Annotated in this window: 18 protein-coding genes; 1 reads left to right on the plus strand and 17 read right to left on the minus strand. The window is 41.5% G+C overall.

What is annotated here, in order from left to right; all coding sequences use genetic code 11:
* Positions 1-377: 377 nt before the first annotated feature.
* On the minus strand, positions 378-1340 hold the full coding sequence (locus tag AAC155_RS09895; RefSeq protein ID WP_113041990.1) for an Rpn family recombination-promoting nuclease/putative transposase: 963 nt from the start codon (positions 1338-1340) through the stop codon (positions 378-380).
* A 370-nt stretch (positions 1341-1710) separates the two neighbouring features.
* Between AAC155_RS09895 and AAC155_RS09900 the strand changes: the two genes are divergently transcribed.
* Positions 1711-2268 carry a LemA family protein gene (locus tag AAC155_RS09900; protein ID WP_113041991.1) on the plus strand — a complete coding sequence of 186 codons (558 nt, stop codon included), beginning with the start codon at positions 1711-1713 and terminating at the stop codon, positions 2266-2268.
* A gap of 982 nt (positions 2269-3250) precedes the next feature.
* Here AAC155_RS09900 and AAC155_RS09905 read toward each other — a convergent pair.
* From AAC155_RS09905 to flgE, 16 genes are all read right to left on the minus strand, one after another.
* Entirely contained in the window at positions 3251-4078 is an 828-nt protein-coding gene (locus AAC155_RS09905) for a hypothetical protein (protein WP_229015748.1), read from the minus strand.
* 109 nt (positions 4079-4187) lie between these two features.
* Positions 4188-5048, minus strand: coding sequence for a hypothetical protein (locus AAC155_RS09910; RefSeq protein ID WP_229015747.1), 861 nt, complete (start codon positions 5046-5048; stop codon positions 4188-4190).
* A gap of 173 nt (positions 5049-5221) precedes the next feature.
* The gene (locus AAC155_RS09915) at positions 5222-6145 is read right to left on the minus strand and encodes a hypothetical protein (protein ID WP_113041993.1); all 924 of its coding nucleotides are present in this window, start codon (positions 6143-6145) and stop codon (positions 5222-5224) included.
* A gap of 109 nt (positions 6146-6254) precedes the next feature.
* Entirely contained in the window at positions 6255-7178 is a 924-nt protein-coding gene (locus tag AAC155_RS09920) for a hypothetical protein (protein WP_113041994.1), read from the minus strand.
* Complete coding sequence (locus AAC155_RS09925; protein ID WP_113041995.1) at positions 7178-8770, minus strand: hypothetical protein; 1593 nt, start codon at positions 8768-8770, stop codon at positions 7178-7180. Before AAC155_RS09925 ends, AAC155_RS09920 begins: the two co-directional genes overlap by 1 nt.
* Positions 8771-8779: 9 nt before the next feature.
* The gene (locus tag AAC155_RS09930; RefSeq protein WP_113041996.1) at positions 8780-9049 is read right to left on the minus strand and encodes a type VI secretion system PAAR protein; all 270 of its coding nucleotides are present in this window, start codon (positions 9047-9049) and stop codon (positions 8780-8782) included.
* Between the two features lie 25 nt (positions 9050-9074).
* Positions 9075-9917, minus strand: coding sequence for a DUF4123 domain-containing protein (locus AAC155_RS09935; protein ID WP_113041997.1), 843 nt, complete (start codon positions 9915-9917; stop codon positions 9075-9077).
* Entirely contained in the window at positions 9910-11883 is a 1974-nt protein-coding gene (gene tssI, locus AAC155_RS09940) for a type VI secretion system Vgr family protein (protein ID WP_113041998.1), read from the minus strand. Before tssI ends, AAC155_RS09935 begins: the two co-directional genes overlap by 8 nt.
* A 1142-nt stretch (positions 11884-13025) precedes the next feature.
* Positions 13026-13991: a flagellar hook-associated protein FlgL gene (flgL, locus tag AAC155_RS09945; protein WP_113042000.1), complete on the minus strand. Its 966-nt coding sequence runs from the start codon at positions 13989-13991 to the stop codon at positions 13026-13028.
* A gap of 73 nt (positions 13992-14064) precedes the next feature.
* Positions 14065-15708, minus strand: a complete 1644-nt coding sequence (flgK, locus tag AAC155_RS09950; protein ID WP_113042001.1) for a flagellar hook-associated protein FlgK — start codon at positions 15706-15708, stop codon at positions 14065-14067.
* A 134-nt stretch (positions 15709-15842) separates the two neighbouring features.
* Entirely contained in the window at positions 15843-16784 is a 942-nt protein-coding gene (flgJ, locus tag AAC155_RS09955; protein ID WP_113042002.1) for a flagellar assembly peptidoglycan hydrolase FlgJ, read from the minus strand.
* The gene (locus AAC155_RS09960) at positions 16784-17893 is read right to left on the minus strand and encodes a flagellar basal body P-ring protein FlgI (protein WP_113042003.1); all 1110 of its coding nucleotides are present in this window, start codon (positions 17891-17893) and stop codon (positions 16784-16786) included. The genes flgJ and AAC155_RS09960 overlap by 1 nt, the downstream gene beginning before the upstream one ends.
* A 12-nt stretch (positions 17894-17905) precedes the next feature.
* Complete coding sequence (locus AAC155_RS09965) at positions 17906-18658, minus strand: flagellar basal body L-ring protein FlgH (RefSeq protein ID WP_113042004.1); 753 nt, start codon at positions 18656-18658, stop codon at positions 17906-17908.
* A 76-nt stretch (positions 18659-18734) separates the two neighbouring features.
* Complete coding sequence (gene flgG, locus AAC155_RS09970; RefSeq protein WP_113042005.1) at positions 18735-19517, minus strand: flagellar basal-body rod protein FlgG; 783 nt, start codon at positions 19515-19517, stop codon at positions 18735-18737.
* A gap of 23 nt (positions 19518-19540) precedes the next feature.
* Entirely contained in the window at positions 19541-20296 is a 756-nt protein-coding gene (locus tag AAC155_RS09975; RefSeq protein ID WP_113042006.1) for a flagellar basal body rod protein FlgF, read from the minus strand.
* A gap of 18 nt (positions 20297-20314) precedes the next feature.
* Complete coding sequence (gene flgE / locus AAC155_RS09980; RefSeq protein WP_113042007.1) at positions 20315-21529, minus strand: flagellar hook protein FlgE; 1215 nt, start codon at positions 21527-21529, stop codon at positions 20315-20317.
* Between the last annotated feature and the right edge of the window lie 16 nt (positions 21530-21545).

Raw genomic sequence — 21545 nt, forward strand, 5'->3', positions numbered from 1 at the left:
GGGATATAAGTTTTTACCTGATGGATTATGACAACTGGAGTCGGCCACATCAGTTCAACGAGGGGGTGCCACCGGCAAAAGCTGAGGCTCTCTCTAATTTACTGTCCGGAATTAGTTGACCACTACACTTTGTATGTGCTGAGCTTTGTGCTTTAATTCCCATAAACACCTTTCCTTATTTGAGTTACGTATATTAACTTGAACATCTATATCGTAACGGAAAGGTGTTTTTCTTGGTATAACCCTTGATTTCCACCCGCATAGCGGGTGGTTTTATGTTTAAGAAGCTGACGCTACTTAAACTGGCTAAAGCCATAAATAAGAACAAAAATGCCGATCTTAAATATCGGCATTTTGCTGTAAAAGAGAAGATTAATTTAATGCTTTAACGTTTCAATTTTATCTCGGCTCAGTCCGGTACTGGTGACAATAATGTCCAAACTCACGCCATGCCGTAATAAGGCACGAGCCGTTTCCAGTTTACCTTCCGCTCGGCCTTCCTCTCGGCCTTGCACAATACCTTGCTTAATACCTTGCACAATACCTTGCTCTCTACCTTGCTTGATACCTCGCTCAAGCCCTTTTTGTTCAAGCTGTTCTGCAATAGTCATCAACATCGTTTCATGCTCCGGAGATTGTTCAATCAGTTGATGGACAAATTGTGAGAGATCCAACGTATGTCCATTCAGTAAAATATAGCGTAACACCACACTGCGCTGCTCGGTTGTATTATACCCTGCATTCAAGAGTTCCACCAATTGGAGGAGCCATTCCTGCATATCCCGGCAGCGAATGTGTTTTTGCACCAGCTCCATCAGGGCAACGCCTTTATGTGTCAGGATCTCTTCATCGCTGAGCACGCTGACGTCCACCAACGGAAACGCCTGGCGGTATAAGTGAGCAGCCTGTTCAGGGAGCGTAAAACAATCCAGCCACCGGTTTGAATAAGGATACGGCCGAACCTCACCATGATAAAACAGCAAAGGCGCCACCAAAGGGAGTTCAGTATGGCCTTTTTTCAGGTGAGCCGCCATGGCTAACATGGCATAATACATCAGCCGCCAGGCCATCAATGGGTCAGGGGTGGATTGATGTTCAATCAGGCAATAGATATAACCTTGCCCCCGGGCCGTTTCAACCGAATACAGAACATCACTGTGCAGTTGACGTAAATGCTCATCCACAAAACTGCCGGGCTCCAGTTTCAATGTGGCTAAATCACACAACAACTGGATTTCTTCGGGCAGATAAAGGGATAAGAACTCCCTGGCCGTTTCGGGCTGCGTTAAAAAATGTTTGAATAATGCGTCATGGTGAGGCCGTTTTTCTTTCTTTGCCACAATCCGTTTCTCTGTCTTATTAGTTAGTCATTACCATTTATAGTATTTCTACCAAGTTACAAAAAACATTGTCTCAGATTTCCCCAGGCAAATCTTTACCGAATGCATTAATAGAAGAGCCTAAAGAATCAAATACCAGAAAAGAAAAAAAGAGAAAACATTATATTTACAACAATTACTTTATGAAAGCCATTCATTTCAATTAGTTTTTAACTTGCATTCGCATAATGATAATCCCTTTATCAAAATATCGATTATTTATATTTCCGTTAATCTTGGATGTTCAGATCGCAAAAATTTGTCTGAGTTCCCTCCAGATGATCACTTATTTTGAAATGTTATTTATAACCGGATTTTCGTGGAGAAAAAGATGACAATAACCACTATCATTATCTCCCTCATTACTGTAGGACTTATCGGTTGGGGGATCACAATTTATAACCGGCTAGTTGCTCTGAAAGAGCAGACAAGCAATACATTTGCCAATATCGATGTTATTTTAAAACAGCGTGCAGAACAGATCCCGCAGCTTGTGACCGTGCTGGAAAAGTCTATGGAACATGAACGTGATATTTTTACTCGGTTAAATGATGCACGGCAGGGATATCTTAATGCCGATACCTTCACAGATAAAATCAAAGCCTCCAATGAAATGAACAATGCATTCCGATCTGTACTGGCCGTAGCTGAAAACTATCCGACACTGATTTCAGGTTCCCAATTTTCACAATTGCAGACATCGGTGACGGATCTAGAAAGTAAAATTGCTCATCGCCGCGAAATGTTTAATGATGCAGTAACGAAGTATAATACGGCGATTTATCTATTCCCTGATCTGATTTTTGCCCGCATGTTTCATTATCAGAGGCTACCTTTATTAGAAATCTGTCAGGAAGAAAAAGCCTATGACGGTATCAAGTTTAAATAAATCAGATAGTAAACCTTATGATGACTATGATATTTTTTACTTTTATTTTTGTTTTTTCCTGCGTATTAATCTTTATCCTCAATCTCCTTTTAAAAGAAGTCGTGGGATTTAAACGCCTTCACTGGCTTTCCGTTCTTTTAATTGGATTGATCATTACCAGCACGGTTTTTTATCTCGATTATCCTTTCAAACATTTTTCCTATATACCCTATGGATTTCAAGATGCATCGCGGCGGCAAGGGAGTGAATCCCCGGGAGCATAGATAACTATGTGACCGGGGTGAGTGAGAGCAACCAACAAAGAAGCAGCTTGAAAGATAACGAGTATATACTTCATTTATTTTAACCTGCCATAATCATTTAAAAGTGAAAATACAGAAGTATTAAATTTTTATATCAAGGGAGGATTTAACTTGGTTAAAACCTTTCATAAGGAGAGTTAATGGAATTTAATCGAAAATCATTAACCATTAATAATGAATTGAAAATAAATCTGCATGTAAAATAATATTACCCAAATAAATGGGGATTAAGGTGCTTTGCCACCGGTTATTTTTTTATTTTATGAAGAAAATCGTAAAAATAACGCAATAAAAAAGAGATAAACAGTGTGGATTGTCAGACACACACCGTTTTCCCACCAATGAAATTGCTGCCAGTACACCACCCGCTTCATCAACCACTCAAATATCCCCTATCGGTTCAATCTGGTTATAATGAAAAACCCGTTTACCCACTTTTAACACTAATTTTGTGAATATAAGGGTCCGGGGTTTTACAATCACAAACGGCACTTTTCATGTAAATCGAAAGCATAGTCTTTCCTTATCTCTCAGTATTAACTACCGGAAAAAGTTAATACTGAGTTGTTTTAAAAAGGCCATAGTTATCTAGAAATAACCACTTTTCCATTGATTAGAGAAAAATAGAGGCTAAATGTGCGACCATTCTCACTGTTATTTTTATCTTCAATTAACAAAGGTTAATTATTGCTATGCTCAAGCTGTAACCTAAATAACCGTCCCCCCATATAACGTATCAGTTTATATTTACTCCAGTCTATCGGTACTGCCTGATAACCATTATCAAAATCTTCCTTAAAGCCCAGAGAATCAAAATAACCTTGTTCTGTACTATCATTGGCCTGTGCATGTTCATATAACATTAATTTGGCTATCGATTGCAAAGTCGATAAATCTTTATTTTTCATTATTTGCCAGATATCTTCATAGGCTTTTTTAACTAACTCCGTACCTGCTGCCGTTTCCGGCAAAGGCATAGCCGTAGTCCAAGCCCAAGCGGGCAAATTATTTAATGTAACTGTTCGCTCAGTATGATAATAAAATTCATTAGGGTATTCTTTCGTCATGATTTTGCCAGATTGAGTAGTATCAATATTAAAATTAATGGACTGCATACTGTTAGGTTTCAATTCACCATTTTCATCTACCACCTCAGTAACAATATTAGTAATTTCATCCGATTGATAAGGTGTAACTCGCACTAATCTAACCTTACACTCTGCGTCTTTTTCTTTATAAATATATTTATTATCCCTGGCACTTAATGGCCCCATATCAAGACTGAGAATGTTTTTACCATTTTGTAATAGCGGTGCAATGTTATATCCGGTTGATATAGTACCAGATATAGAGCTAAAGTTGTCTAAAGTAGTGATTCCATTCACTTTAAATCTGCAAAGTACCCGATTAGTTTCTAAATAAGTGATATATTTAACTTGATCCATAGTGTTTTTCCCATAAGCTGATAATGAAAATAGAACTATAAAAAATAAAAAAACTTTTCTCATTGCGATAACCTCAGTTTGTATATTGATTTCTATTTTAGTTATATTTCCTTACTCCCCAGTATTAACTGCAAAAAACAGTTAATACTGAGTTATCCAAAAAAGGCCACTATTATCTAGAAATAACCACTTTTCCATTGATTAAAGAAAAATAGGGACTGAATGTACGACCGTTTTCACTGTTATTTTTATCTTCAATTAACAAAGGTGAATTATTGCTATGTTCAAGCTGGAACCTAAATAACCGCCCCCCCATATAACGTATCAGTTTATATTTACTCCAGTCTATCGGTACTGCCTGATAATTATTATCAAAATCTTGCTTAAAATCCAGAGAATCAAAAAAAACCTGCTCTGTGCTGTTATTGGCCTGCGCATGTTCATATAACATTATTTTGGTAGCATGTTGCAAAGCAACCAAATCTTTATTTTTCATGATCTGCCAGACATCTTCATAGGCTTTTTTAACCAGTTCAGTGCTTTCCGCTGTCTCCGGTAGAGGGGTAGCCGTCGTCCAAGCCCAGGCAGGGAGATCATTTAATGTCACTGTCCGCTGCGCATAATAAAATCCCCTATCTTTAAGATTTTTCTCCGCGATTTTGCTGTACTGAGTGGTATCAATATTAAAATTAACGGACTTCATGCTGGTTGGTTCCAACGTACCATTTTTATCTGCCACACTGGCGATAATATTAGTCACTTCATCAGACTCATAAGGAGTTACCCTTACCAATCTAACCTTGCACTCAGTACCTTTTTCTTGATAAACATACCCCTCTTTTGCATTTCTGAACGGCGCTATTTCAATATAAATAGTATTTTTACCATTTTGCAATATCGGAGCAACATTGTAACCCGTCGAGATGGCCCCTGTAATTGAACCCAAATTACTTAAAGTATAAATCCCGTTGACTCTAAGAACACAATAAGCACGGTTTGTTTCTAAATAAGTAATATATTTAACTTTATCCATTGTATTTTCCCCATAAGCTGATAATGAAAATAGGACCATAAAAAAATAAAAAAACTTTTCTCATTGCAATAACCTCAGTTTGTATATTGATTTCTATTTTAGTTATATTTCCTTACTCCCCAGTATTAACTGCAAAAAACAGTCAATACTGAGTTATCCAAAAAAGGCCACGATTATCTCGAAATGACCACTTTTCCATTGATTAAAGAGAAAAATGGGTTAAATGTAAATCCATCTTCACTATTATGTTTATCCTCAATTAGTAACGGAGAATTCATACTATTTACAACTTCAAACCGGAATAATCGGCCATTGAGATAACGTACTAATTTATATTTACTCCAATCTATCGGTACTGCCTGATAGCCCTTATCAAAATAATGTTTAAAATCTAGAGAATCAAAATAAATTTGCTCGGTACTATTATTCGCCTGAGATTCTTCACATAATGTTAATTGATAGGCTGTTTTCAGTGACTCCAAATCCTGGTTCTTCAACATTTGCCAAACATCTTCATAGGCTTTTCTAACCAGTTCTGCACTTGTTTCTGTCACCGGTAATGGTGCAGAGGTGGTCCAAGCCCAAGCAGGTAAATCATTTAACGTAACCGTTCTCTCTGCATAATAAAAACCTTCATTCTCGATATTCTTTTCCGTAATTTTACTATACTGCGCTGTATCGGTATTAAAATTAACGGATTTCATACTATTAGGCTCTGCTACACCATTTTTATCTGCCACACTGGCAATAATATTCGTGATTTCATCTGACTGGTAAGGTGTCACCTTTACCAACCGGACTTTACACTCCGCATCCTTATCTTTATAAACATATCCTTCTTTTGCATCACTAAATGGAGCCATTTCGATGTAGATGGTATTCTTACCATTTTGCAATATCGGAGCAATATTATACCCCGTTGATATAGTGCCGGTAATTGAATGCAGATTACTTAGAGTATACATTCCATTGACTCTAAGGACACAACGTGCCCGATTAGTTTCTAAGTAAGTGATATATTTAACTTTATCCATAGTGTTTTTCCCATAAGCTGATAATGAAAACAATGCCATAAAAAATAGAAAAGATTTCTTCATTGCGATAACCTCAGTTTATATGTTGATTTCTATTTTAGTTATATTTCCTTACTCCCCAGCATTAACTGCAAAAAACAGTTAATACTGAGTTAGTTAAAACAAACCATAGTTATCTCGAAATAACCACTTTTCCATTGATTAGAGAAAAATAGGGGCTAAATGTTCGACCATTTTCACTGTTATTTTTATCTTCAATTAACAAAGGTGAATTATTGCTATGTTCAAGCTGGAACCTAAATAACCGCCCCCCCATATAACGTATCAGTTTATATTTACTCCAGTCTATCGGTACTGCCTGATAATTATTATCAAAATCTTGCTTAAAATCCAGAGAATCAAAAAAAACCTGCTCTGTGCTGTTATTGGCCAATGCATGTTCATGTAACATTAATTTGGCTGACGATTGTAAAGCTACCAAATCTTTATTTTTCATTATTTGCCAGATATCTTCATAGGCTTTTCTAACTAACTCGGTGCTTGCTTCCGTTTCCGGCAAGGGAGTAGCCATAGTCCAAGCCCAGACAGGCAAATCATTTAATGTCACTGTTCTCTCTGCATAATAAATACCTTCATCCTTGAGGTTTTTTTCCGTTATTTTACTATACTGTGCTGTATCAACATTAAAATTAACAGATTTCATACTATTAGGCTCTGCTATGCCATTTTTATCTGCCACGCTAGCAATAATATTCGTGATTTCATCCGACTGGTAAGGCGTCATCCTTACCAACCGGACTTTACACTCCGCATCCTTATCTTTATAAATATATCCTTCTTTTGCATCACTAAATGGAGCCATTTCGATATAAATAGTATTCTTACCATTCTGCAATAATGGTGCAATATTATACCCGGTCGATATAGTGCCGGTAATTGAATGCAAGCTACTTAATGTATACATCCCATTGACTCTAAGGACACAACGTGCCCGATGAGTTTCTAAATAAGTAATATATTTAACTTGATCCATAGTGTTTCTCCCATAAGCTGATAATGAAAATAAAGCTATAAAGAATAAAAATTCTTTTTTCATTACGATAACCTCAGTCTGTATGTTGATTTCTCTTTTGGCAATTTTGGATATATTTCCCACTTTTTTTGTTTTTTATTATCTTTTCCGTCTTTTTGTTTAGCAGAATCGCCATCACTTTTAGGTGGAGCAATTCCTGCCCCATACTCTACATAATAACTGGCGGTGATGCCCTCATGGAAAAACACCAGAGATAACTCCTTATCCTGTTTATCCAGTTCAAAACATCCTTCCGCTTCAATATCCGCCTCCGCTCTAAAATACCCCTCCACCAGATAATATTTAAACCCAGCTTGAATATTGGTTTCCGCTTTAATCGCTAGCGTACCTCTTACCATATCCCCCAGTTGAAATTCCATTTTATGCTCTTCATTACTGGCATATTTAAATGACAGATTTAACGCCCCTTCCAGAATCATATCTAATTGCGCCCCCAGATAAGCCCCATTCCGTCCCTCTTTTACCGCCTCCTGACCTTTTAATCCCTGTTCACGAATTAAGGCGATTAATTTCTCAACCCCAAATTCCGTCGCAAACGCCTCAATTAAATCCAGCCGCAGTTTTATCCCAATCAGCGGCTCTAATGCCACCGAAACCGTATGCTCAAAATAAGCTGCGTCGCCATGTGTGGCATTCACCAGTTTACTACCACCGCTTAATTTTATTTCCGGAGTCTGGATTTCCACCTCCAACAGTTTAATTTCCTGACTGCCTTCACTGGAAAACAGTTTTTGCAACGTCTCAACCGCCTGCAAGCCTTTATTCACCAGACCCAGTTTTTTACGTTTTTCTTTAAATTCCTCTTCCAGTTCACGTGTAAGTGTGTGGGAATAAGGACCCAGCTTATAAGCAAAACTCCCTTCGGCAGTTAACGTGTCCGTTAATTCATAACCCGCCGTGTGTTTATGCCAGTTTTGACCGGGCTTTTTCGCGTTCGGATTGGTTTTCTTTCTCTCCTTCAGCGCCTCCGCTTTTCTTTCCGCCGCGCTTCTTTCCCGTACTTCTTGTTCTGCCCCTATCGTCACATCCAGTGTCCATTCATATTGCGGCAACACATGGATTTTGGTACTAAGGGCGTCCACTCTCCCTAGCATCAACATTTTCACTTTATCATCCGGCAAGAGAAATGAGCGCTGGGCAAAAGGCTGACCGTAACATTGCGTCAGGGCCAGAATATAATCCGTATGCGGTAAAGAATTCAGATCCCCCTGCTGAAACAGCGACGATGCAATAAAACCTAACGGATCATTTGCTATTGGATCGACCGGCAAGTTATGACGGGAAAAACTGATTTCATAATCTACTCCCGGTCCCTTAATTGGATTTTTATCCAATTCATAAAATTGAAACGCCGGGTTATCCGGGCTATAGAAAACCGCTTTGGGACAATGTGCGTTTTCCGTTATACACTGTTTTCCCACCAATGAAACAGACACCGGTATCCCCTCCGCTTCATCAACTACCCAAATATCCCCTATCGGTTCAATCTGGTTATAGTGAAAAACCCGTTTCCCGACTTTTAACACTAATTTGTGAATACAAGGGTCCGGAGTTTTACAATCACAAACCGCACTGCGCATATTAACTGAGAGCATGTTTTTTCCTTAACCAATATTCACACTACCACCACCAACCACAATTCCACCACAACTCACCGCATCACCGGTTCTCGCCGCAGGTTTACCATCAACAAAAACGGTACTGGAACCACCGGCAATTATTCGTGAATGAGATGAATGTGGTGCCAAGCTATCGCCCTGACGAGCTAAAGGAATACCGTCAACTTTCACACTGGTCGATCCCGAAATAACCGGTGTCGCGCCACAATCATCATGCGCCGTGCCAATATCACCGATCTTTACCGCATTACCCATATTGCTTCCTCCATATCTGGCAAAATTAAAATAATTTGTCTTTAAAATGGAACCAAGGTACTGATGAATCACCTAACTCCTGTAATAGCAACTCCTCAGCCCGTATATGTCCCGGTTCACAGATTTTATTTAATATGCGTTTACAGCGAGTGGGCGATCTTTCAACAGATAGATATCTTCGTAAGAAGAATAATTTTAATATTCCCCGAACACTGTGATCATCCGTAATACCGATATTTTTTAACTCGGTAAGTATCCCCCGGATATAACCAACGTAATCAAAATCCTCAATAGTTTCCCATTCGATAATTAATGCTGCCAATGTCTGTACATAACGTTCAGCAAAAGCGATTTCAATCTTTTCCAGTTGTTCTGGCGTAATCGATAATAGCTTTCTTTTGCTGCTGGCGCCCCGTGGATATTGCTCTCTATTAACCATAAAATCATGACTTTGAATATTGCCCTGATAGTTGGTGGCAATTTTATCTATCGGCCCCATGAAACAGTGAATTTCCCAGTCACTGAGGACATTGAGAAACTCCCAGATATTACGCGGATCATAAAACCGGAAAAATACCGGTTTATCCTGTTCAGGTAATAATACTTGTAAATATTTACGCAAATGCCGACGTAATGTTTTCATATCCGCCTGAGAGCTTAAGAAAATTCCCCAAGGTATGTCACAGTTCTCCAAATAAAGTTTTAACTTTTCTGTCACTTCCACTAAATAAGGCGCCACCTTAAGCAATTCAGGCGGTAAAGATTCATCATAAAGACAGGTAAAAGGCGGATCAAAATACTCCAATATAAGAAACCATTTGGATTCTGTCGCGGCGTCAACGACAGCATACAGTTTTTCTTTAACCATTTTTATCTTTCCCCTTCGGGCAATGTGCGACAAACATCGAACCGGCATGAGCCGCACTCTGCAAAATCGCCGGATTAACCGGTTGCAATAAGACGCCGGGATTACCACCTGAATTTAAGTTAATAGACGCACCTTTGACATCTACGCCACCACCATGAATAACAATAAAATTATCACCTACTTTCAGGGTGATTTTGCCGCCGCCTTTTATCGTAATGTCATCATTGGTATCGATGCTGAATACGCCCTGTATTTTCTGTATTACATCGCCTTTGACCTGTAAGGTTTTGTCACCATCAACCTGATCGATATAGTCACCAGTGGTTTTATGTTCCTGCTGCCCATCAACAGTGACTTTACGGTTACTGGCAATCACCAGTTCATCATCATGGCCAATGCTGGTTGTACGGTTGTAATTAATTCGTTCATCCCGGGAATTCAGCACCTTAATCGCCAGATTCTTCTGAGCACGAATAAATACTTCTTCCCGATCTTTTTCATCTTCAAATCTCAGTTCATTAAAACCATCCCCTTTATAGGTTTTTGAACGAATTGACATCTGGGTCTTTGCTATCGGCAAATCGTTAGGCACAACGTTACTGGTATGATAGGTACGCCCAATAATAATTGGCTGATCTGGATCGCCATGCAGAAAATCCACCAGCACTTCCTGACCTACACGTGGGATAGCAATCATGCCCCAACGCTGGCCGGCCCAAGCCTGACTGACCCTGATCCAACAGGAACTTCGGTCATTGAATTTGCCATATTGATCCCAGGCAAACTGTACCCGAACACGCCCGTATTCATCACAAAAGATCTCTTCCCCCTCCGGGCCAACCACTGTCGCAATTTGCAAGCCATCAATACGCGGTTTGGGATAAGGCGAAGGACGCCATACCCGGTTGCAATCGCCAAAGGTGAAATCGTTCGTTAAGGTCGTTCCTGCATTACCGAAAAGAGATTCATCCGCCTGCGGCTGTCTACCGTAATGGCTGATTTTAATCACCAGCCACTGGGTATTAAATTGCTCTTTCGGATGATCAGTAAGCGTAAACCCTGATGCCGGCGCCAGAGCAAAACAGTCACTTTGTGCACGGCCAAACATAGTGTCAGTGCGGAGTGCTTCCAAACGAAATTGACTCAGGCGCTCGCCACGCTCATCTTTAAAGCGCCCGGGAAAATCATAGTAAGTGTAACTGGGCAAATCTGAACGCTGGTGATTAATTTGGCGTTCGTGATAGTAATAGTCAGCCCCCCACAGTGGATTTTTAAAAGTACGATCCTTCAACTCAATATTGGCAATCCCGACTTGTTCACGCCAACAGAATCGATTGATACTGCATTGGCTTCCTGTAGCGTCCAATTCTGGGTGATAGGGCAATGAAAATGTTTTATGTATCCGCTGAGTATCACTAAAAGCAATTATCGATTCACCCGGCTTGTGGTCAAAACTAAAATAATAAAATATCCCTTCATCAGCCAATAAACGATGGAGAAACGCTAGGTCACTCTCATCATATTGCACACAAAACTCCCGTTCAGGATGTTCATATCGCAATTTATAATAGAATTCTCTGATACCATTTTCTTTCAACAATATGCCAATAATCTCGGTCACAGATTGATGCTGAAAAATACGGGAATTAACCCGTAATCCCGCACGCCATAAACCAGGTTGAAGGGTCAGGGAATAATGACTGCGATGACGACCTGTCCTACTTTGTTCAAATTGAGTCACAATCCCAGTGATACTACGCTCTGGTTTTCCATCACGATAAACGGTCAGTGTCGCAACATTATCCAGAACATCAGCAAAATTAATATCCGGATCAGCACTGGTTAATGTCGCCTCCAGACAAAATAACGTTGATAGTGCTTCATCTAGAGTAAACTCAACCACAGCAAAAGTTTTCTCCGGGAGATGACCCGCAGTAAGTGTAAAAACCAGCCCTGAATCTGTCATTACTTTCCTCCTGATTACGTGAGGCCGAGGCTTAATTGTTCAACATATAAACGGGAGCATATAAAAAGGAAGAAATAATATACTTATTTTAATAAAAATAATGATATTTTATTCTAAAAAATCAATGAATTTTTTAGAATACAACATAAACAATCTATGCATTTAACTGGCTATCGTTAATTATGGAAAATCATTTAATTAACCAAAATCTCTGGCCTAAATCAGCAATAAAAATAAAATAGAAAACTGAATTAGTGTAATATCTCAAACAACAATATACTTTTCTTTTTTAATTATTAAATTAGCATTCAAATAGGATAAATTCATTTATCTTATTCCTTTTACATCACTGATAAATTTCAATATTTAACTGTCATGGGAAAGTGTTAAGTTAAATTTTGCAGATAAGATTATCTGTACTATATGTAACATAATAATCATCATGATAAGGAAACAATAAAATGAAACTGATCTATATAAACCCTAATCAAACTTTTGAGCTTTATACTGGTGGAAATATAATAATGCCTACTACTCATCATCCTAGTTTTAATATAGAAAACAGAGGTCCCGCGCCAATTAGAGCAGTAAATTACTGGGCGCCTCCATTCGGAGATTACAATCAGTATGCTTTTATTGACATTCAACCCGGTGAAACTAAATTTTTCCGAAGAGTACCTAATGCGGTTTACTTCTACAAAGTTGTAGTTATTAACCTCAGCAACTACCAACACGCAGAAGCTGTAATTACTCAGTTTCTCCCCGTTCATCCACTGACGGAGGTTTAAATTTCAACAATATATACCCGTCATCTTTCAAGTTGCCTCTTTGTTGGCTGCACTCGCTCACCCCGGTCACATAGTTATCTATGCTCCCGGGGATTCACTCCCTTGCCGTCGCGATGCATCTTGAAATCCATAGGGTATATTTTCAATATAAAAATTTTTATTTCATTATCTATTTAACTGCAAAAATGGTATTTACTCCATTAACCAATAGAAAATATTGATAAAAGGAAATTCACTAAAAACGAAAAACAGGATTATTTAAATAATTATGCAGGATATTTAATTGTCACAATTAAATAATTTCAATTGATAAAATCGCTGGCCTGAAAACCAGCGATTAAAGTAAAAATTAAATTAACGAAATATCTCAAACAACGACATGCCTTTCATATCGACAAATGTTTTATACGATGCTTGAAGTACGGCTTGTTGCTGATAATAATTCGAAATCGCTGAGTTCCATTCTACATCAACCAATTGACTCAAACGGCTTTTATTCGCCAGGCTGCGTTCTGCCCCCAAGCTATTTAAGTCTTCTATTTCTCTCAGTTGTAAACCCAATACCGACTCCACAGAAGAGATATTATTCAACGCGTTGCGAGCACCGCGGTTAGCCTTATTCAACAATTCCAATGCATCATCACGCGTCTTTTGATCTGCCCCGGTAAAGGGTGTTTTCAATGACTGAATCGCCATGTCTATGGTTTTAAATATATCAGATTCACTCGGGCTGCCATCCGGCTCTTTTATCGGGTTACTGGTAGACGAGAGAAAGACCTGCTCCCCAGTATGTCCAATAATCATAGAGCGGTTGCTATCCACTTTCTGAGTCATTTCCTCAGAGCCGCCTCGATAGCTAACTGTACCGCTTGTACTCTCATCAAAAGGTTTCACATCCGTTTTATAACCGGCAAAAATATAGCGGCCATTACCATCGGTAGTATTACCCAAATTCACCAGTTGTTCTTTAAACCCTGTCAGTTGAATGGCCAACGAGTTACGATCTTCATCACTCAATACACCGTTTACTGTGGCTACCAAACTTTCATGAATATTTTGAACCACACCAACAGCTTTGGATACCACACTCAATTGCATGGAAATCGCGTTATTAGCAAACGAGCGAGCGGTCATATACTGCTGGTTCTGAGATTCAGCCTGAGCAACCATGACACCCTGAGATGCCGCCATCGGATCATCGGATGGATTTATCACCCTCTGACCACTGGATAGCTGTGCTCCCTGCTGCATCCATTTCGACTGAGCAGTCGTGATACTCGTCATTTTCTGCTCGTACAATATATTGGTACTTACGCGCACAATTTCATTCCTTTTAAATATTCAGCTAAATACCCAAGATATCCGAGTATTCTCAGGCTATTTGACTCGTTTATTAGTGACGGAGTTCCAAAATAGCATTAAATAGCGTTGTGGCAGTCTGGATAACTTGAGCATTGGCCAGATAATATTGCTGTAAGTTTTGTAATGCGCCATATTCTTCATCTACGTTGACGCCGGAAACCGACTGCTGTTCAGCGTAAAGTTGTTTAGTAATATTATTCTGAGTTTCTAAATCAACATTCGCCGTGCTGGTCTGGTTACCAATAGTACTGACCATCGAAGCATAAGCACCAGAAAATGATGCTTTACCCTCTACCAATTTTTTGTTCTGCAATTCAATGAGTTTTTTGGCATTGACGTTATCACTCGGCCCACCATCTTTAGTACCGGCAACCGCCAATTGCGACGCATCTTTAATATTAACCGCCATACTGCTAATAACACCATTGACCGCTTTCAGTGTATATCGATCGTGTTCTTTTGCATCGGTTGGATCAACTTCAACTTTTAATCCATCAAATTCCAGTGTATTACCTGTTACTTTGGCAGCAATATCCGCCTTATCAGAGGCACGCTGAATTTTCCAATTAGCCCCATCATAGCTAATATGATAATCACTGGCTTTTACCGCTGAGGTATCTGTATATTCCACTTTAAAATCAACAGAACCTTTATTTTTACTATCGGCAATGACATCCGGGTTATTAAATGTGAAGAAATCTTCACCCGGTTTGCCTTTTAAATCAAAGCCAGCACGATGAATTTGATTAAATTGATCGCCCAATACCAACGCTAATTGGTTTAACTGATTACGGGAATTATCCAGCACTTCACTACGCGCCCTCAATGTGCCGTTTAATTGCCCTTTATCAATGAATTTTTCATCAATTTCAACAACATCACCAAAACCACGATCATAACCTAATGTCATGCGACTGCTGTCCGCATTGGATGAAATCGCTTCTACTCGGTAAGCGGTTGTTCCCTGAACCAGTGTCAATCCCCCTGCAAAAGCAACATTGTAAGAATCACTATCCTGCTGAGTCACACTCACGCCAACCAGTTTATTCAGTTCATTGACCAATTGATCACGCTGATCCAGTAATGCATTCGGCTCAGCACTACCACCGCCTCTCATACGGGTAATTTCACCATTGAGTTTAGCAATTTGCTGCGCATAGTTATTAATAGACTCAGCCGAGTTAGCTATTCCCCGATTAATGTTATTTTCCATTTTACGCAGGAAGGCATCCGCACTTTTCAATTGGTTTACCAGCCCCTTTGATTTACCAATCGCTGTCGTTCTGGCTGCATCATCTTCCGCATTACTGACGACATTTTGTAAACTGGTAAAGAAGTCATCAATAGTGTTTGACAGGTTATTCGCTTTGTCTGCCAGCAAATTATCAATCTGGGAAATTTGCTGAGAATAAGTGGTTAATGCACCTTGTTTCGCCTGAGCCGTAGACAGTTGTTGATTAATGAATTCGTTATATTGACGGTTAATACTGGTAACAGTAACACCATTTCCGATAAAGCCAACGGACGTCATCGTGCCACCGTTTTGATTGATAACTGTCGATTGCCGGTTGTAACCAGGAACTTTGGAATTTGCAAGGTTATTACTCACGGTTCCCAGAGCAATTTGAGCCGCTTGCAAACCGCTCATCGCGGTATTAATAAGACTGTTGGACATCAGAAGATCCTTTTGCGTTTTATTTATGTCTCCGCTAGTGGGTGGCGGCAAACAATCTTTCAGATAACTAAAAACAAAGTCTGAATTGCTTTAATTTATCGGCTGAGCTCAATAAAACTTGAGCAAAATAGAGATCAAAATAGTTTACTCAAATCGTAGGTATAGGCTTTTACCGCCTGCTCTCCAGCACCTTTTAGCTGTTGAATAACTGAGACCAGTTTTTTCGCATATCCGGGATCTGTTGCATAACCTGCCTGTTGTAAGGAATAAGCCCCTTGTTCCGGGGTAACAGAACGGGCAACGTTGGCGTAACGGGGACTTTCTGTCAGTAATTTGACGTAATCCTCAATCGCTTCCACATAAGAGCCATAAACACGGAAGTTATCCTTCATTTTCTGAGGCTCACCGTTGATATATTCTGTGGTCAGGATATTGGTTACCGCCCCTTTCCAACCTTTACCCGCTTTAATACCAAACAGATTATGACTTGGCTTACCATCAGCGGTCAGAATCTCTCTTTGCCCCCAACCAGACTCTAATGCGGCCTGAGCAATAATCAGCAGATGAGGAATACCACTGCGTTGGCTAGCTATCCGGGCAGGGGACGAGAGCGTAGATACAAAATTCGTACTGTTCAGCGGCAGCGGTTTAGGTGTCGTCTCGGGTTTCGGTACCGTTCGACGGATAAATTGCTCAAGCGCCTGCCTTGGCAAGGTTTGTAAAACTTCGTTATCCAGAGTCATGGGGATCTTACCCGCCATTTCGCCAGGGGCAGTTTTAGCGCTAGAAAGCTGCTTGAGCATCATATCGGCAAAACCTAACCCCTTCTGAGCAATATTCTGCGCGATTTGCTGATCGTATATCGAAGTATAGAGGCGCGTCTGTTCACTGCTCAACATGCCATCTTTAGGCAGAGCTGAACGCATGCTTTTCAACATCATCTGAACAAAGAGACCTTCCATTTGTTGGGCTACTTGCCGTAGCCCCTGTTGTGGATCTTTTGCCAGATTGGATTTTAACGTGTTAACCGACTGTACATCATAAGCCGCACCGGGCAGGGTTAAAAAATCATTCATCAAATGATCTCCAATTTCGCCCGCAGACAACCTGCACTTTCCATTGCCTGTAAGATTGACATTAAATCATTCGGTGTTGCACCCAGTGCATTCAAGGCTTGAATAACATGGCTCAAACTTGCACTGGCGTTAACCTGCTGCAACGCACCATTTTGTTCACGGACAGCAACAGCGGGATTACGAGTAACAACGGTACTGCCACCTGCTAACGGTGTATTGGGCTGACTAACAACCACCTGATTATCGACAATGACAGAAAGATTCCCTTGAGCAACAGCGCAGCTATCCAGCATGACATTACGGTTCATTACCACAGAGCCGGTGCGGGAGTTGATAATCACTTTGGCATCACCGACATCAACACGGACAGTGAGATTCTGCACATGGGAGAGGAATTTAACCTGCTCACTTTTATCTCTCGGCATACGCAATTGTACTGTGCGGGCATCCAACGGCGTTGCGGTTCCCGTTCCGCCCGTACGATTGATGGTATCGCTAATTTGCTGCGCCAGTGAGAAGTCTTCGTTATTTAATTGAAGATTCAGCACGCCATTTTCACCAAACTGCGTGGGTAATTCACGTTCAATCACTGCACCGTTACTAATCCGACCACCCGCAAGCTGATTGACTTTTACACTGCTTCCCCCCGCGCTAGCACCGGCGCCGCCAACCAATATATTACCCTGCGCCAGAGCATAGACCTGATTGTCGACACCTTTTAGTGGTGTCATCAGCAAGGTACCGCCACGTAAGCTTTTCGCGTTCCCCAATGAGGAAACCACTACATCAATATTCTGCCCGGCACGGCCAAACGGCGGTAACTTCGCGGTGACCATCACGGCAGCCACGTTTTTCAACTGCATATTGGTTCCCGGAGGAACGGTAATCCCCAATTGGGATAACATGTTGCTTAAGCTCTGAGTGGTAAATGGCGTCTGAGTCGTCTGGTCACCCGTTCCATCCAGCCCAACCACTAATCCATAACCAATCAGCGCATTTTCCCGTACTCCTTGAACCGTGGTGAGATCACGGATACGTTCTGCTGATGCCGTCGTTGTCACCAGAGTCAGCAATACAAGAAGAAGGCTGACAGTAAATTGTTTTATCATAACCATCCCCTGTTAAAATGGTGCAACATTCAGGAAGAAACGCTGTAACCAGCCCATGTTCTGCGCTTCATTGATATAACCATTCCCCACGTATTCAATGCGGGCATCAGCGACCTGATTGGAACTGACGGTGTTATTAGCATTAATTGTCCGTGGGTTAACGACACCGGAGAAACGAATAAACTCGGTTCCCTGATTGATAGCAATCTGCTTTTCACCGACCACATGTAAGTTACCATTTGCCAATAACCGATCGACTGTCACGGTAATTGTCCCTCTGAAGGTGTTATTCGCATTAGCACCGCCTTTCCCACCAAAAGTATTCTCAGCTTCCATATCCAGATCGGTTTTATCTCCACCAATTAGCCCTTTCAGAAAACGGGGAGTCAGTGCTGCGGAAAACGTGTTTTTTCCATTACGGCTAGCATTGGCCGAAGAATTCTTACTGGCGCTGACATTTTCCTGCAATGTAATCGTCAGGGTATCGCCAATATTTCGAGGTCGGCGATCTTCAAATAGCGGCTGATAACCATAATAAACCGGCTGTACTACTTGAAAAATAGCGCCATTAGGGACTGGCGCGGTTGCCACAGAAGGTGCTGCGGTGGTTGCTCCCTCAACCAGGGGTTTTTGCGGTATATACGCACAGCCCGTTAGTGACAATACCGCCAGTGCTATACTACAACGCCATTTATTCGCCACATTTTTCCGTAAATGGCGGAACTGACAAACAGCGCTGGTCTCGGCAACAGCCATTGTATCCATCTTCGATACTCTTAATTTATCCCTGAATAACGGGGAAACTTGCGTGTTCCCCCGCGGTTCTGATTGACGATTTAGGTTATAACTGAGTCAGTTTTTGCAGCATCTGATCAGACGTCGACACCGCCTTACTGTTAATTTCATAAGCACGCTGAGTCTGAATCATGTTGACCAATTCTTCAGCGATATTGACGTTAGATGTTTCGACATATTTATGCTGGAGCAACCCAGCGCCATTGATTCCCGGTGTGTTTTCAATCGGTACGCCAGAGCTGCTAGTCTCTACATAAAGGTTTTCGCCGATACTTTCTAACCCACTGTCATTGATAAACGTTGTCAGGGTAAATTGACCAACTTGCTGAGGTGCCGCTTGCCCCTGTACTTTCACGCTGACAACACCATCACGGCTAATGGTGAGGTCCGTCGCGTTATCAGGAATGGTAATGGTAGGGAAGATCAAAAAGCCGTTAGCGGTTGTCAACTGCCCGTTTTGATCTTCCTGAAATGAACCGTCACGGGTATAGGCACTGGTACCATCAGGTAACTGAACCTGAAAGAAACCCTTTCCTCTAATGGCAACATTATGGCTGTTATTAGTTTCAGATAAGTTTCCCTGACTATGTATACGTTCTGTTGCTACCGGACGCACCCCAGTACCTATCTGTAAACCAGAAGGCAAGCGGGTTTGTTCCGATGACATCGCTCCTGGCTGACGAATGTTCTGGTAAAGCAGATCTTCAAAAACGGCACGCTGGCGTTTAAAACCATTGGTGCTGACGTTTGCCAAGTTGTTGGCAATCACATCCATATTGGTTTGCTGGGCATCCAGCCCAGTTTTAGCAATCCATAATGATCGGATCATCGGTTTTATCCTCTGTGTCTAAATCAACCCATTGCTAATAGCTGATTAGCACGTTGTGCATTTTCATCTGAGCTATGGATGACTTTCATCTGCATTTCAAAACGGCGGGCATTGGCAATCATATTCACCATGCTTTCCATTGGGTTGACGTTACTTCCTTCAAGCACACCGGGAATTAATTTCACCTCATCACTGGCTGGCAAGACGTCACCCTGTAACGCCTGCGCCTGTTCCGTCATGTGAAATAGGCCATCATCACCACGGACTAGCTGATCGCTCTCCGGTTTCACCATTTTCAATCTGCCAAGTTGCCCCAACTGTGTTGGCGGATCACCAGGAATCAGTGCAGATATAGAACCATCCGTCGCCAGGGTTAACTCAGCCTGTGGCGGAACATTGATCGGGCCGTTGTCCCCCATCAACAAGTTACCTTGAACAGTTAGCTGACCTTCCGCTGAAATCTGAATACTGCCGTTACGCGTGTAAGCCTCAGAACCCTCTTCAAGCTGAACCGCCAGATATCCCCCTTGCCCAATCGCCACATCCAACGGACGAGAAGTATAGTTCATCGGCCCTTGACGATTGTCAAAGCCCGGCGTTGAAGCGACAACTAAAGTACGGGTATTAAAGGCAGCGCCTTCAACAGGCACCGCCCGCAAAGCAGCCAGTTGCGCCTTAAAACCCGGCGTCGAGGCATTAGCTAGGTTATTTGCCGTCACTGCCTGATGTTCTAGTGTCTGACGAGCACCGCCCATTGCGGTATAAATGACATGATCCATAATGCTATCCTGAAATTATCAGCGCATACTGACCAGCGTTTGCAGGATCTGATCTTGCGTTTTGATGGTTTGCGCACTGGATTGGTAGTTGCGCTGCGCCACGATCATATTAACCAGCTCCTGGCTCATATCGACGTTGGATGCTTCCAGCGAACCACTGAGCAATTTACCAAAACCCCCCGATCCCGCAATGCCAACAACTGGGCTACCTGAAGCACCCGTCTCTATCCAAACGTTGTCACCCTGCGCTGCCAGCCCCTCTGGGTTAGCAAAGTTAGTCAGAACAACCTGACCTAATAATTGAGATTGCTGATTGGAATAGGTGCCGATGACACGGCCATCGTCCTCAATACGGTAGCCATTGAATTCACCTGCGGCATAACCGTCTTGCTTGAGTGTCGATATGCTATCAGCATCAATTTTCTGCTGTTTACTGCCATTAAAATCAATGGTGATATCAGCGGCATTAGAACCATTCAGAGAGGGAACATTAAATGTAAACTGATTGTTGTCACCAATCAGCTTACCATTACCATCAAATTTCAACGTCCCCAATGGAGCTGCTTTAGCGCCCTCAACCGCACTATCCTGAGCATGAACCTGCCATTCGTTATCGTTCGTTTTCACAAAGAAGACCTTGATGGCATGTGGGTTACCCAGGCTATCAAAGGCGGTAACACTAGTAGGATAGTTATAAGAATCCTTATTTTCTGGCGAGAAAACATCTGCCGGTTTTTTATGCATCGAATTAAGGTTGGTTGTCATCGTAACCTTAGTTGTTGCTTTAGCCGCCAATATACCTTGAGGTATTGTAATCGGCTCTGGGTTAGCCCCTTTCTGAATCTCCGGCACACCACCATTGACACCGACTGCGGGATAGCCAGTCAATTTCATGCCTTGCATGTTGATAATATTACGGTTCTCATCCATCTTGAATTGACCGTTACGGGAGTAGTAGATCTCACCGTCACCGCCTTGCATACGGAAAAAACCGCTCTGAGTGATCGCCAGATCCAGTGGGCGATTAGTCGTCGTCGGCGTACCATCTTTAAAATTCTGATTAACACCCGATATTTTTACCCCCAGACCCACCTGAGAACCGGCAAATATGTCAGAAAAAGCAACCGTGCTGGATTTAAAACCATATGTCGCCGCGTTAGCGATATTATTACCAATAACATCCAAATTACCTGCCGCGGCGTTCAAACCACTTACTGCTTGTGAAAAAGCCATATTATTCTCCGTTAAA

The organism is Photorhabdus sp. HUG-39, assembly GCF_963878365.1.
Lineage (GTDB): Bacteria > Pseudomonadota > Gammaproteobacteria > Enterobacterales > Enterobacteriaceae > Photorhabdus > Photorhabdus kayaii.

What these genes read in the sequence shown, in the direction of transcription:
- AAC155_RS09900 (WP_113041991.1), top strand. Translation starts at nt 1,711, where the DNA reads ATGACAATAACCACTATCATTATCTCCCTCATTACTGTAGGACTTATC.
- AAC155_RS09905 (WP_229015748.1), bottom strand. Translation starts at nt 4,078, where the DNA reads ATGAGAAAAGTTTTTTTATTTTTTATAGTTCTATTTTCATTATCAGCT.
- AAC155_RS09910 (WP_229015747.1), bottom strand. Translation starts at nt 5,048, where the DNA reads ATGGATAAAGTTAAATATATTACTTATTTAGAAACAAACCGTGCTTAT.
- AAC155_RS09915 (WP_113041993.1), bottom strand. Translation starts at nt 6,145, where the DNA reads ATGAAGAAATCTTTTCTATTTTTTATGGCATTGTTTTCATTATCAGCT.
- AAC155_RS09920 (WP_113041994.1), bottom strand. Translation starts at nt 7,178, where the DNA reads ATGAAAAAAGAATTTTTATTCTTTATAGCTTTATTTTCATTATCAGCT.
- AAC155_RS09925 (WP_113041995.1), bottom strand. Translation starts at nt 8,770, where the DNA reads ATGCTCTCAGTTAATATGCGCAGTGCGGTTTGTGATTGTAAAACTCCG.
- AAC155_RS09930 (WP_113041996.1), bottom strand. Translation starts at nt 9,049, where the DNA reads ATGGGTAATGCGGTAAAGATCGGTGATATTGGCACGGCGCATGATGAT.
- AAC155_RS09935 (WP_113041997.1), bottom strand. Translation starts at nt 9,917, where the DNA reads ATGGTTAAAGAAAAACTGTATGCTGTCGTTGACGCCGCGACAGAATCC.
- tssI (WP_113041998.1), bottom strand. Translation starts at nt 11,883, where the DNA reads ATGACAGATTCAGGGCTGGTTTTTACACTTACTGCGGGTCATCTCCCG.
- flgK (WP_113042001.1), bottom strand. Translation starts at nt 15,708, where the DNA reads ATGTCCAACAGTCTTATTAATACCGCGATGAGCGGTTTGCAAGCGGCT.
- flgJ (WP_113042002.1), bottom strand. Translation starts at nt 16,784, where the DNA reads ATGAATGATTTTTTAACCCTGCCCGGTGCGGCTTATGATGTACAGTCG.
- AAC155_RS09960 (WP_113042003.1), bottom strand. Translation starts at nt 17,893, where the DNA reads ATGATAAAACAATTTACTGTCAGCCTTCTTCTTGTATTGCTGACTCTG.
- AAC155_RS09965 (WP_113042004.1), bottom strand. Translation starts at nt 18,658, where the DNA reads ATGGATACAATGGCTGTTGCCGAGACCAGCGCTGTTTGTCAGTTCCGC.
- flgG (WP_113042005.1), bottom strand. Translation starts at nt 19,517, where the DNA reads ATGATCCGATCATTATGGATTGCTAAAACTGGGCTGGATGCCCAGCAA.
- AAC155_RS09975 (WP_113042006.1), bottom strand. Translation starts at nt 20,296, where the DNA reads ATGGATCATGTCATTTATACCGCAATGGGCGGTGCTCGTCAGACACTA.
- flgE (WP_113042007.1), bottom strand. Translation starts at nt 21,529, where the DNA reads ATGGCTTTTTCACAAGCAGTAAGTGGTTTGAACGCCGCGGCAGGTAAT.